Source organism: Pseudomonas sp. AN3A02, from assembly GCF_011765255.1.
Taxonomy (GTDB): Bacteria; Pseudomonadota; Gammaproteobacteria; order Pseudomonadales; family Pseudomonadaceae; genus Aquipseudomonas.
Genome location: NZ_JAARNI010000003.1, coordinates 453,507 through 466,752 on the forward strand (window position 1 = coordinate 453,507; position 13,246 = coordinate 466,752).

10 protein-coding genes are annotated in these 13,246 nt (G+C 61.6%); 7 read left to right on the forward strand and 3 right to left on the reverse strand.

Going from position 1 to position 13,246, the window contains the following annotated elements; genetic code table 11:
- Positions 1–67: 67 nt before the first annotated feature.
- Together HBJ59_RS16620 and HBJ59_RS16625 are read right to left on the reverse strand one after the other, a co-directional pair.
- Positions 68–883, reverse strand: a complete 816-nt coding sequence (locus tag HBJ59_RS16620) for a nitrilase-related carbon-nitrogen hydrolase (protein WP_076017826.1) — start codon at positions 881–883, stop codon at positions 68–70.
- On the reverse strand, positions 880–2,325 hold the full coding sequence (locus HBJ59_RS16625) for a cytosine permease (RefSeq protein ID WP_167664138.1): 1,446 nt from the start codon (positions 2,323–2,325) through the stop codon (positions 880–882). Before HBJ59_RS16625 ends, HBJ59_RS16620 begins: the two co-directional genes overlap by 4 nt.
- Positions 2,326–2,589: 264 nt before the next feature.
- Here HBJ59_RS16625 and HBJ59_RS16630 point away from each other — a divergent pair, with 264 nt between their 5' ends.
- Positions 2,590–4,407, forward strand: a complete 1,818-nt coding sequence (locus tag HBJ59_RS16630; protein ID WP_167664139.1) for an FAD-dependent oxidoreductase — start codon at positions 2,590–2,592, stop codon at positions 4,405–4,407.
- 39 nt (positions 4,408–4,446) lie between these two features.
- Here the strand turns inward: HBJ59_RS16630 and HBJ59_RS16635 are convergent, their stop codons facing one another.
- Positions 4,447–5,487 carry a low specificity L-threonine aldolase gene (locus HBJ59_RS16635; RefSeq protein ID WP_017476423.1) on the reverse strand — a complete coding sequence of 347 codons (1,041 nt, stop codon included), beginning with the start codon at positions 5,485–5,487 and terminating at the stop codon, positions 4,447–4,449.
- Between the two features lie 90 nt (positions 5,488–5,577).
- Between HBJ59_RS16635 and HBJ59_RS16640 the strand changes: the two genes are divergently transcribed.
- The 6 genes from HBJ59_RS16640 to HBJ59_RS16665 all read left to right on the forward strand — a co-directional run bounded on the left by HBJ59_RS16640 (position 5,578) and on the right by HBJ59_RS16665 (position 13,190).
- Positions 5,578–6,315 (forward strand): TraX family protein, encoded by a 738-nt coding sequence (locus HBJ59_RS16640; protein WP_167664140.1) that lies wholly within the window; start codon positions 5,578–5,580, stop codon positions 6,313–6,315.
- 249 nt (positions 6,316–6,564) lie between these two features.
- Positions 6,565–7,818 (forward strand): serine hydroxymethyltransferase, encoded by a 1,254-nt coding sequence (glyA, locus tag HBJ59_RS16645; protein WP_167664141.1) that lies wholly within the window; start codon positions 6,565–6,567, stop codon positions 7,816–7,818.
- A gap of 22 nt (positions 7,819–7,840) precedes the next feature.
- Positions 7,841–9,091, forward strand: a complete 1,251-nt coding sequence (locus tag HBJ59_RS16650; RefSeq protein WP_010207084.1) for a sarcosine oxidase subunit beta — start codon at positions 7,841–7,843, stop codon at positions 9,089–9,091.
- Between the two features lie 15 nt (positions 9,092–9,106).
- A complete protein-coding gene (locus tag HBJ59_RS16655; protein WP_076017832.1) occupies positions 9,107–9,409 on the forward strand; it encodes a sarcosine oxidase subunit delta in 303 nt (100 codons plus the stop codon).
- Positions 9,406–12,423, forward strand: coding sequence for a sarcosine oxidase subunit alpha (locus tag HBJ59_RS16660; protein WP_167664142.1), 3,018 nt, complete (start codon positions 9,406–9,408; stop codon positions 12,421–12,423). The genes HBJ59_RS16655 and HBJ59_RS16660 overlap by 4 nt, the downstream gene beginning before the upstream one ends.
- A 134-nt stretch (positions 12,424–12,557) precedes the next feature.
- A complete protein-coding gene (locus HBJ59_RS16665; RefSeq protein WP_167664143.1) occupies positions 12,558–13,190 on the forward strand; it encodes a sarcosine oxidase subunit gamma in 633 nt (210 codons plus the stop codon).
- Positions 13,191–13,246 lie beyond the last annotated feature (56 nt).

The following is a 13,246-nucleotide window of genomic DNA, read 5'->3' on the forward strand; positions in this document are numbered from 1 at the left end:
TCAGGTTGGTTGCTGTCGGAAATATCAAAAAACAGTCTCGGCATTCCGCCAGCATCCGTTGTCGGGCTCAGTACAATCCCGGTCGACGGTCCTGATGCACATGGTTGTAGTCGCTGATGTATTTGTCCCGCGCCTGAGCCAGTGGCAGGTCAACGATTAACCGCAGTTCTTTCTGATGGGCGGTGCCACCGGCCAATGGGTAACCTTCGGCGCTGACGATCACTGAGCCACCGACCCAGTTGACGCCGCGTTCTTCGCCGTAGCGGTCGCAGGCGGCGATAAACATGCGATTGACCGCCGCGTTGGCTTGTACCCGCACGACTTCTCCTGGCCGTTCACCGCCGGGGCGTGGGCCGTCGGGCCAGTTCACCGGGGCGCACAGCAGGTCGGCGCCAGCGAGTGCCGCCAGACGCACCCATTCGGGCAGTTCCAGGTCATAACAAATCATTACGGCAATCCGGCCCACGACGGTTTCCACCAGGGGCGGCGGTGCGGTGCCGGGGGTGAATATCAGCTTTTCGCGATTCCACAGGTGCGCCTTGCGATACACCGTCAGGCCGCCGTCGGGCTCTACCAGTGCCGCACTGTTGGCCACTCGCCCGGCGGCCAGCCGCTCGCAAAAGCCGGCAATGATGATGATGTTCAGCTCGGCAGCCAGGGTCTTCCACTGGCTAAGCGTCGGCCCGTCCAGTGTCTCCGACACCGCATGGGCTTCTTCCCGGTCGTTGAACACGTAGCCGCTTTGTATCAGCTCGGGCAGGACTACCACCTGTGCGCCCAGTGCAGCTGCACCACGGATCGCGTCGGCGCATAGCGCGCGGTTGTAAGGTACATCGGCGATCCGTGGTGACAGTTGATGACACATCACCCGCACAGGATTCATGGCTGGACTCCTTCCAGCACCGCCTCGCTGGCGACAATGGCACGACGCTCTGCCTCGCGGTCGAGGTTGCGGCTCATCACACAGTAGATCACTGCCGAAACCGCCAGCCCGATAACGAATGCCACATCCGCACCTCCCAGCGCTGCGGCGGCAGGGCCTTCATAGAAACTCAGCGACATGAACGGCACCATCGACACCAGCCCCAGGCAGTACGCAACCAGGCCGGCGCTGCCCCATTGGCCGTAGATGCCGGCCGGGTTGAAGATGTCGCTGATGGCGTATTTGCCCTTGCGCACCAGGTAGAAGTCCGCGAGGTTCACCGCTGTCCACGGCACCAGGAAGTACAACATCAGCAACACAAAGGTGTTGAAACTTGCCAGGTAGCTCTCGGGAATACTCAGGGTGATCATGAAAATCACCGCCGCCACCAGGCCGATACCCATCACCCGGCTCTTGAGGCACGGCTGAATCTTCACAAAGCCGTCAATCGCACTGATACCGGTGAGCATCGCGCCGTAGCAGTTGACCGCCATGATGCCGATCAGCGCGGGCACGGCGATCAGCACGGTGAAGGTGCCGAACCCCGGAATCACTTGGTTGCCCACGGCGCGCACGCTGCCGATGGCGTCGGGCGAGGGCAGGGCGGAAGCCAGGAACGCACCCAGGGACATCAGCCACAACGCCGAGCCGGCGGCGCCCAGGTAGGTCCAGAAAATCACACTGCGCGATGAAGTTTTGTGCGGCAGGTAGCGCGAGTAATCGGATACGTACACCGCGTAGCTGATCTGATAACCGGCGGCGGCGGAGAGCTGAATCAGGAATGCCGACCAAGAGAAATGCGCATTGGCCACCGCTGCATCGGCGGTCAGGCTCATGAGGGCTGCCACGGTCAGTACCGCAAACACGCTGATCATCACGTAGGTCAGCCAGCGTTGCACGGTGTGCAGCAGGTCGTGGCCGATCACCGCAATCACCACCGCCAGGATGATCATCAGCGCGTACCACGGCGCACGGCTGCCCGGCAGTACGGTGTTGATGGCGTCAGTGGCGAGGATCACGTTGAACACGTTGAAGCCGATGTACACGAAGATCACCGCGATAAACGGCACGATCGCCCCGCGCAAACCGAACTGCGCCCGGGACTGAATCATCTGCGGCAAGCCCATGCGCGGGCCCTGATTGGCGTGGAAGGCCATGGCAAAGGTACCCAGGCCGACGCCGATCACAATCGCCAGGATCGAATACACCAGGCTCAGCCCCAGGGCTGCGCCGGTGAAACCGGTGACCATGGTGGTGAGTACGAAGTTGCCGGTGAACCAGAACGGGCCTTGGTGCCAGACCTTGCCGTGGCGTTCATTGCGCGGGACGTAATCGATGGAGCGGGTTTCGATTTTCAGGCCGGGGGTGACGGGCGGAGCCGTTTTTTCGGAAAGCGCGTTCATAGGTTCACGGTCTGTTTTTATAGTGTTTGAGTGCCGGAGCATCTGGTAAGTGGAGGGCGTATTGAATCGGGATATATAAATAATTACTTCAGACTTTCCTTAAGTAATGCTTTTTCGTCAGTTGCCATGGAACCCAATCAGATTTATTTCGAAGCGGTATAACCAGGGTTTGCCCGGTCTTCTACGCTGACCACACGTCCCGTCGTTGTCACCTTTAGCCTTGTAGTCAGGGGTGGACATTCCCTCATTGCAAGGAAGCTCGCCATGTCTGCCGTCCCCTCGCGTACCCGCAATGTTCAGCGCTTGCTGGCCAATGACGTCACTGCACTGATTCCGGATTTTCCTTTTCACTATGGTCGGTACCTGTCCCAGGCTGCCGCCAATAGCAAACCACTGGCCCAGATTGCCACGCGGCATCATGGGACCCAGGTGTTGATCGTCGGCGCAGGCGCGGCTGGGCTGGTAGCGGCCTATGAGGCGCTGCGCATGGGGTTGCATCCTGTGCTGGTAGAGGCTTCGGACCGGATCGGCGGGCGCTTGTATTCGCGGGTCATGGGCGACCCTGAGGACCCTGCCAACAGCGTCATTTGCGAGTTGGGCGCCATGCGTTTTCCCAAGTCGGGCAAGGCGCTGCTGCACTACTTCGACAAGGTCGGCATGACCCTCAATTCAGCAGACTTCCCCAACCCCGGCTCGGCCGCAACTGCCAGCACCGTGGTCGACTATCAGAACCTCCAGACCTACTACGAAGGCAGCGACTTGCCCGCGAAATACGCAGAAATCGAGCGCCTGTTCTTTGAAGTGTTCCTTGAGATTGACCCCATCCATTTCAGCGAGATGGAGACGGCAATGTCTGAAGGCTCCCTGGACCAGGCCAAGATCAAGCGACTGTGGAATGCGATCCTTGCCGACGGTTGGGACAACCTGAGTTTCTTCGCGGCCATGGTCGAAAAGGCCGGCTGGAGTCGTGCGGATATCGACCTGTTTGGCCAGATCGGTTTTGGCACTGGAGGTTGGAACACCGACTATCCAAATTGCTTCCTCGAGGTCTTGCGGGTGCTCTACACCGGGCTGGATACCAACCATTCGCTGATGTATGACGGCTCCAGTGAGTTGCCCAAGCGTTTGTGGAGCCGTTCGCCGGGGGATTTGGGCGACGTGGTGGTGGGCTGGAGCGACGAGATTACGGTGGAAGCGCTCACCCGTCGGGTGATCCCGCAGCCGTTCAACCAGGAAGTCCGCCAGATCTGGCGGCGCGCGGACGGCACCTTCGATGTGCATATACATGACCGCAATCTGGGGGCGGATACCCGCTACAACTTTCCCGCAGTGATCTACACGCCGCACGTGCGGATTCTCGACAAGTTCCGCTATATGGACGGCAAAGACCGGTTCATGCAGATGGACAGCTTGTTGCCGCAACCCACCTGGGAAGCGGTGATGTACACGCATTACATGCAGTCAGCCAAAGTGTTCGCTGCGACCCAGCGTCCGTTCTGGACCGAGCGTGGGGCCGACCATCGCTACAGGATGAGTGTGACCCTGTCGGACCGCCTGACCCGGGGCACCTATCTGCTGGACTATTCCGCCAGCCGAGGGCCGCACAAAGGCAGTGGCGTGTTCCTCTCCTACACCTGGAACGACGACAGCCTGAAGTTTCTGGGTGATCGCATGGCACCACTGCCGACTCACGTTGAGCTATGCACGACCCTGCTGGACACGGTGTATGCCGACTCGCAGCTGAACCTTGCGGCCGAGTTCGGCTGGGTGGACCCGTTTGTCGAGATCAACTGGGAGGATGAGCCGTTCTTTCTGTGCGCGTTCAAGATGAACCTGCCGGGGCAGTACGAGTATCAGCGCCGTTTGTTTTCACAGTTCATGAGCGGTATTCGGGACAGTAACCCGGACGGGTTTATCCTGGCGGGAGATGATGTTTCCTGGACCGGGGGCTGGGCTGAGGGCGCGGTGACCACCGCATTGAACGCGGTCAACAAGTTGGCCGTGAAATTCGGCGGTGGCACCTTTATCGAAAACCCCGGGCCGGTGGATGCGTGGGAGGTGCTCAAGCCGGTAGAGCTGTAACCCCGGACGGCGCGGCCGGTATGGCCGCGCCCAGGATGTTCAGCCCTGCATCACTTCCCGAATATCCGCGGCCAGTTCCCGCACGCGCTCTTCCTCGGTATCCCACGCACACATGAACCGGGCGCCGCCTTTGCCGATGAAGGTGTAGAAGCGCCAGCCCTTGGCCGTCAGTGCGGCAATCGCTGGTTCCGACAGTTGCAGGAACACGCCGTTGGCCTGCACCGGGAACATCAACTCCACCCCCGGAATATCCGCCACCAGGCTGCTGAGCAACTGCGCGCAGTGGTTGGCGTGGCGGGCGTGTTTGAGCCAGGCGTCGTTTTCCAGCAGGCCCACCCACGGGGCGGAGAGGAAGCGCATCTTTGAGGCAAGCTGCCCGGCCTGTTTGCAGCGGTAGTCGAAGTCTTCGGCCAGCTTGTGGTTGAAGAACAGGATCGCTTCGCCCACGGCCATGCCGTTCTTGGTGCCGCCAAAACACAGCACGTCGACGCCGGCTTTCCAGGTCAGGTCGGCAGGCGAGCAGCCGAGGAATGCGCAAGCGTTGGAGAAGCGCGCGCCGTCCATGTGCAGGTTCAGCCCCAGTTCCTTGCAGGTGACGCTGATGGCGCGGATTTCTTCCGGGGTGTAGACGCTGCCGACTTCGGTGGCCTGGGTCAGCGTTACGACGCGCGGTTTCGGGTAGTGGATGTCCTGACGCTTGAGGGCGATCTCGCGGATCGACTCCGGGGTCAGCTTGCCGTTTTCGGTGCGGGCGGTGAGCAGCTTGGAACCGTTGGAGAAAAACTCCGGCGCGCCGCATTCGTCGGTTTCGACGTGGGCGGTTTCCGAGCAAATCACGCTATGGTAGCTCTGGCACAAGGAGGACAGCGCCAGGGAGTTGGCCGCGGTACCGTTGAAGGCGAAGAACACTTCGCAGTCGGTTTCGAACAGTTTGCGGAAACCGTCGGCGGCGCGGTGGGTCCATTCATCATCGCCATAGGCGCGTTGATGGCCTTGGTTGGCGAGTTCCATGGCGGCCCAGGCTTCCGGGCAGATGCCGGAATAGTTGTCGCTGGCGAATTGTTGGCTCTTGTCGGTCATGGCCCAGTCCTGTGGTCGATGTTGGTGCGCACTTTACCCAAGATTGTCGGGCGGGCGCACGCACTGTTAATGCAAAGTCATTGGGGAATTATGCACGGTTCTGAAAGCGTTCCTGTAAGCCGCGTCCGCGATGGCGCCTTGGACCTGCTCAAGTGGCTGGCGCTGCTGAGTATGGTGCTGGACCACCTGCGGTATGTCGGTTTGAGTCTGGACGGGCTGTATGTGCCGGGCCGCCTGGCGTTCCCGTGGTTTTGCCTGGCGATTGCAGCGAATCTGCATCGGGTCAAGGACGCGCCGGTGACCGGGCAGTGGCGCTATCTGGGCTGGTTGCTGCTGTTCAGTGTGATCAGCGAAGTGCCGTACCGGATGTTTATTGACGACGCCGATACGCTGAACGTCCTGCCGACCTTGGCGCTGGGCTTGCTGGTTGCCCGGGGATGGCAGCAGAAGGCGGCAATTGATCGAGGATTGGCGTTGATCGCGCTGGTTTTGGCGGGGTTGTTTTCGGCGCAGTTGATGTTCGGCTTTTTTGGCGTGCTGCTGCCGTTGGCGATGCTGCTGGTGTTTCGCCGGCCGTGGTATTTCAGCGTGCTGCCGGGTGTGGTGTGCCTGGCCGCCAATCAATGGCAGATCCTGCTCAATAGCGGCACGCCGGTGGCGATGCTGGGATTGGCGACATGCCTGATTGCGCCACTGGCCGGATTGGTCTTGTTGCGACAGGCCAGGCAGGTGTCGCCGCCGGCCATGCGGCGCTGGGCGTATGCGCTTTATCCTGCGCATTTCCTACTGCTGCTGCTCCTTCGAAAGCTCATCGCCTGGCCCCTGTAGGAGCGAGCTTGCTCGCGAAAAACGTCAACGATAACGAGGGCTGCCTGGACGCGCGCGGCGCCCACAGGTTTTTCGCGAGCAAGCTCGCTCCTACAAATGCCGGGGGCCATGTCGTAAACGCACCTTTGCGTGGCGTCCGTAGGCATTTGACCTCTCTGCGCCAGCCCTACCATCGCATCAAAGGGCCCCTCCATCGTGCGGCGGCCCCAACAATACGATTGGCGCACCGCCGCCGCTGGGAGAGACGCGATGTTCAGCAAGCAAGACCAGATCCAGGGTTATGACGATGCACTGCTGGCGGCCATGAATGCCGAGGAGCAGCGCCAGGAAGATCATATCGAGCTGATCGCGTCAGAGAACTACACCAGCAAGCGCGTCATGGAAGCCCAGGGCAGCGGCCTCACCAACAAATACGCCGAAGGTTATCCGGGCAAGCGCTACTACGGTGGCTGCGAGCACGTCGATAAAGTGGAAGTGCTGGCCATCGAACGCGCCAAGCAGCTGTTCGGCGCCGACTACGCCAACGTGCAGCCGCACTCTGGTTCGTCCGCCAACAGCGCGGTGTACCTGGCGCTGCTGAACGCCGGTGACACCATCCTCGGCATGAGCCTGGCCCACGGCGGCCACCTGACCCACGGCGCCAAAGTGTCGTCCTCGGGCAAGCTGTACAACGCGGTGCAATACGGCATCGACACCGCCACCGGCCTGATCGACTACGACGAAGTCGAGCGCCTGGCCGTGGAGCACAAGCCGAAGATGGTCGTGGCCGGTTTCTCCGCATACTCCAAGACCCTGGATTTCCCGCGCTTCCGCCAGATTGCCGACAAGGTCGGTGCGCTGCTGTTCGTCGACATGGCCCACGTCGCCGGCCTGGTGGCCGCTGGTCTGTACCCGAACCCGCTGCCCTACGCCGATGTGGTCACCACCACGACCCACAAGACCCTGCGTGGTCCCCGTGGCGGGCTGATTTTGGCCCGTGCCAACGAAGAAATTGAGAAGAAGCTCAACTCTGCGGTATTCCCGGGTGCCCAGGGCGGCCCGCTGATGCACGTGATCGCCGGCAAGGCGGTGTGCTTCAAGGAAGCCCAGGAGCCGGGTTTCAAGGCCTATCAGCAGCAAGTGATCGACAACGCCCAGGCCATGGCCGGCGTGTTTATCAAACGCGGCTACGATGTAGTGTCCGGCGGCACCGATAACCACTTGTTCCTGGTCAGCCTGATCCGTCAGGGCCTCACCGGCAAAGAAGCCGACGCTGCCCTTGGTCGCGCCCATATCACCGTCAACAAGAACGCCGTGCCTAACGACCCGCAGTCGCCCTTCGTGACTTCGGGCCTGCGCATCGGCACGCCGGCGGTGACCACACGTGGCTTCAAAGTGACCCAATGCCTGGAGCTGGCCGGCTGGATCTGCGACATCCTCGACAACCTCGGCGACGCCGATGTAGAGGCCAACGTCGCCAGGCATGTGACCGCCCTGTGCGCTGATTTCCCGGTTTATCGCTGAGCGCGGTTTTGGAGTAATGACTATGCAACGCTACTCGGGCTTCGGCCTCTTCAAGCACTCACTCAGCCACCACGAAAACTGGCAGAAAATGTGGCGCACGCCCACCCCTAAAAAGGTCTACGACGTGGTCATCGTCGGCGGCGGCGGGCATGGTCTGGCAACCGCTTACTACCTGGCCAAAGAACACGGCATCACCAACGTGGCCGTGGTCGAGAAAGGCTGGCTGGGCGGCGGTAACACCGCGCGCAACACCACCATCGTGCGTTCCAACTACCTGTGGGACGAATCGGCGCACCTGTACGAACACGCGATGAAACTTTGGGAAGGTTTGTCTCAGGACCTGAACTACAACGTGATGTTCTCCCAGCGTGGCGTCTACAACCTGTGCCACACCCTGCAAGACATCCGTGACTCCGAGCGTCGCGTCAGCGCCAACCGCCTCAACGGCGTCGACGGTGAACTGCTCAACGCCAAACAAGTGGCCGACGAGATTCCGTACCTCGACTGCTCCAAGAACACCCGCTACCCAGTACTCGGCGCCACCGTGCAACGTCGCGGCGGCGTGGCCCGTCACGATGCCGTGGCCTGGGGCTTTGCCCGCGCCGCTGACGCACTGGGCGTAGACCTGATCCAACAGACCGAAGTCATCGGTTTCCGCAAGGAAAACGGCGTGTGCATCGGCGTGGAAACCAACAAAGGCTTCATCGGCGCCAAGCGCGTCGGCGTGGTGACGGCCGGTAACTCCGGCCACATGGCTTCGCTGGCGGGCTTCCGCCTGCCAATCGAATCCCACCCGCTGCAAGCGTTGGTGTCGGAGCCGATCAAACCCATCATCGACAGCGTGATCATGTCCAACGCCGTGCACGGCTACATCAGCCAGTCCGACAAGGGCGACCTGGTGATCGGCGCCGGTATCGACGGCTACAACGGCTATGGCCAGCGCGGCTCGTACCCGGTGATCGAACACACCATCCAGGCCATCGTCGAGATGTTCCCGGTGCTGTCCCGCGTGCGCATGAACCGCCAGTGGGGCGGCATCGTCGACACCACGCCGGACGCGTGCCCGATCATCTCCAAGACCCCGGTCCCGAACATGTTCTTCAACTGCGGTTGGGGCACCGGTGGCTTCAAGGCCACTCCAGGCTCAGGCAACGTATTTGCCGCCAGCCTAGCCAAGGGTGAAATGCACCCATTGGCTGCTCCATTCTCCATCGACCGTTTCCACAACGGTGCACTGATCGACGAACACGGCGCTGCGGCCGTCGCCCACTAACAGGAGAAATTCCCTATGTTGCATATCTTCTGTCCTCACTGTGGCGAACTGCGCTCCGAAGAGGAATTCCACGCGTCCGGCCAAGCGCACATCCCGCGCCCGCTGGACCCGAACACCTGCACCGACGAGCAGTGGGGCGACTACATGTTCTTCCGCGACAACCCGCGCGGTCTGCACCACGAACTGTGGATTCACGCCGCCGGTTGCCGCCAGTATTTCAACGCGACCCGCGACACCGTGACCTACGAAATTCTTGAAACCTACAAGATTGGCAGCAAGCCGCAATTCACCGCCAAGGCTTCTGGAGAGAAGGTATGAGCCAGATCAATCGCCTGTCCAACGGTGGCCGCATCGACCGTAACAAAGCCCTGAGCTTTACCTTCAACGGCCAGAGCTACAAAGGCTTTGAAGGCGATACATTGGCCGCCGCACTGCTGGCCAACGGCGTCGACATCATCGGTCGCAGCTTCAAGTATTCCCGCCCGCGCGGCATCTTTGCCGCCGGTGCCGAAGAGCCGAATGCGGTGTTGCAGATCGGCGCTACCGAAGCCACGCAAATCCCTAACGTGCGTGCCACGCAACAGGCGCTGTACCAGGGTTTGGTCGCCACCAGCACCAACGGCTGGCCGAGCGTGAACAACGACATGATGGGCATTCTCGGCAAGGTCGGCGGCAAGCTGATGCCACCGGGTTTCTACTACAAAACCTTCATGTACCCGCAATCGTTCTGGATGACTTACGAGAAGTACATCCGTAAGGCCGCTGGTCTTGGCCGCTCGCCGACCGAGAACGATCCGGACACCTACGACTACATGAACCGTCATTGCGACGTGCTGATTGTGGGCGCTGGCCCTGCCGGCCTGTCCGCTGCATTGGCCGCTGCCCGCAGTGGCGCACGGGTGATCATCGCGGACGAGCAGGAAGAGTTCGGCGGTTCCTTGCTGGACTCCCGTGAAAGCCTCGATGGCAAGCCGGCGGCCGAGTGGGTTGCCAGTGTTATTGCTGAGCTGGAATCCCTGCCGGACGTGGTGCTGCTGCCTCGCGCCACCGTTAACGGCTACCACGACCATAACTTCCTGACCATTCACGAGCGTCTTACCGACCACCTTGGTGACCGTGCGCCGATTGGCCAGGTGCGTCAGCGTATTCACCGGATTCGCGCCAAGCGCGTGGTGCTGGCGACTGGCGCGTGTGAACGTCCGCTGGTGTACGGCAACAACGACGTGCCGGGCAACATGCTGGCCGGTGCGGTCTCCACTTATGTGCGCCGCTACGGTGTGGCGCCGGGCAAGAAGCTGTTGCTGTCGACCAACAACGACCACGCCTACCGCGTGGCACTGGACTGGTTTGACGCCGGTCTTTCCGTAGTAGCTGTGGCGGATGCGCGCCACAACCCGCGCGGTGCATTGGTTGAAGAAGCTCGCGCCAAAGGCATCCGCATCCTCACCGGCAGCGCCGTGATCGAAGCCCGTGGCAGCAAGCACGTGACCGGCGCCCGCGTGGCCGCCATCGATGTCAAAGCCCACAAAGTCACCAGCCCCGGCGAATGGCTGGACTGCGACCTGGTCGCCAGCTCCGGCGGTTATAGCCCGGTGGTTCACCTGGCCTCGCACCTGGGCGGAAAGCCGACCTGGCGTGAAGACATCCTCGGTTTTGTGCCGGGCGAAGCACCGCAGAAACGCGTGTGCGTCGGTGGGATCAATGGCGTCTACGGCCTAGGCGACTCCCTGGCTGACGGTTTTGAAGGTGGCGTGCGCGCAGCCAGCGAAGCCGGTTTCGCACCGGTGGAAGGTACGCTGCCCAAAGCCTTGAGCCGTCTGGAAGAGCCGACCCTGGCGCTGTTCCAGGTGCCTCACGAGAAAGCTACCGCACGGGCGCCGAAGCAATTTGTCGACCTGCAAAACGACGTCACCGCCGCCGCCATCGAACTCGCCACCCGCGAAGGTTTCGAGTCGGTAGAGCACGTCAAGCGCTACACCGCACTGGGCTTCGGCACCGACCAGGGCAAGCTCGGCAACGTCAACGGCCTGGCCATCGCGGCCCGTTCGCTGAACGTGACCATCCCGCAGATGGGCACCACCATGTTCCGTCCCAACTACACGCCGGTGACGTTCGGCGCAGTAGCGGGCCGGCACTGTGGGCACATCTTCGAGCCGGTACGCTACACCGCGCTGCAAGCCTGGCACGTGAAAAACGGCGCCGAGTTTGAAGACGTCGGCCAGTGGAAACGCCCATGGTACTTCCCGCGCAACGGTGAAGACCTGCACGCCGCCGTGAAACGCGAATGCCTGGCCGTGCGCGACAGCGTCGGCCTGCTGGACGCGTCCACCCTCGGCAAGATCGACATTCAGGGCCCGGATGCCCGCGAGTTCCTCAACCGCATCTACAGCAACGCCTGGACCAAGCTCGACGTGGGCAAGGCCCGCTACGGCCTGATGTGCAAGGAAGACGGTATGGTCTTCGACGACGGCGTCACCGCCTGCCTCGCCGACAATCACTTCCTGATGACCACCACCACCGGCGGCGCAGCACGCGTACTGCAGTGGCTGGAAATCTACCAGCAGACTGAATGGCCAGACCTCAAGGTGTACTTCACCTCGGTCACCGATCACTGGGCAACCATGACCTTGTCCGGCCCCAACAGCCGCAAGCTGTTGAGCGAAGTCACCGACATCGACCTGGACAAGGACGGCTTCCCGTTCATGACCTGGAAAGAAGGCCTGGTAGGCGGCGTGCCGGCGCGGGTGTTCCGGATTTCGTTTACCGGTGAGCTGTCGTACGAAGTCAACGTGCAGGCCGACTACGCCATGGGCGTGCTCGAGAAAATCGTCGAGGCTGGTAAAAAGTACAACCTGACTCCATACGGCACCGAGACCATGCACGTGCTGCGGGCCGAGAAGGGTTTCATCATCGTTGGCCAGGATACCGACGGCTCGATGACCCCGGACGACCTGAACATGGGCTGGTGTGTAGGCCGCACCAAACCGTTCTCGTGGCTCGGCTGGCGCGGGATGAATCGTGAAGATTGCGTGCGTGAAGACCGCAAGCAGCTTGTCGGACTCAAGCCGATTGACCCGAACGTGTGGCTGCCGGAAGGCGCGCAACTGGTGTTCGACACCAAGCAGACGATCCCGATGAAGATGGTCGGCCACGTGACCTCAAGCTACGCCCACAACTCCCTCGGTTATTCGTTTGCCATGGGCGTGGTGAAGGGCGGCTTGAAGCGCATCGGCGAGCGGGTGTTTGCCCCGTTGGCGGATGGCAGCGTGATCGAGGCGGAGATTGTTTCTTCGGTGTTCTTTGACCCTAAAGGCGACCGCCAGAACATCTGACACCTGATCGTTCCCACGCTCCGCGTGGGAATGCATCCCGGGGCGCTCTGCGCCCCAAGAGCGGACGCAGAGCGTCCATGGCGGCATTCCCACGCAGAGCGTGGGAACGATCACAGAATTCAGAAAGGTGCTTTATGACAGCAGCCAATGTTTACCAACAACGCCCCACCTCCGGAGCCAAGGCCGAGTCGTCGCTGCACCATGCCGACCTCGCCAGCCTGTTGGGCAAGGGCCGCAAGAGCGCCGGCGTGACCGTGCGTGAAAAGAAACTCCTCGGACACCTGACCATTCGTGGCGATGGTCACGACGCAGCCTTCGCCGCCGGCGTGCACAAAGCCCTGGGCATCGAGTTGCCCGGCGCGTTGCAAGTCATCGTCAAGGGTGAAACCAGCCTGCAATGGCTGGGCCCGGATGAGTGGCTGCTGGTGGTGCCGAGCGGTGAAGAATTCGCCGCCGAAAAAAGCCTGCGTGAGGCGCTGGGTGATTTGCATATCCAGATCGTCAACGTCAGCGGCGGCCAGCAGATCCTCGAACTCAGCGGCCCCAACGTGCGTGACGTGCTGATGAAATCCACCAGCTACGACGTACACCCCGACAGCTTCCCGGTGGGCAAGGCCGTGGGTACGGTGTTCGCCAAGTCGCAGTTGGTGATTCGTCATACCGCTGAAGACACCTGGGAGCTGTTGATTCGTCGCAGCTTCTCGGATTACTGGTGGCTGTGGTTGCAGGACGCGGCGGCTGAGTATGGTTTAAGCGTGGAAGCTTGATGGAGTGAACGCTGTTGTGGCGAGGGGGCTTGTCCCCCGTTGGAGCGCGCAGCGGT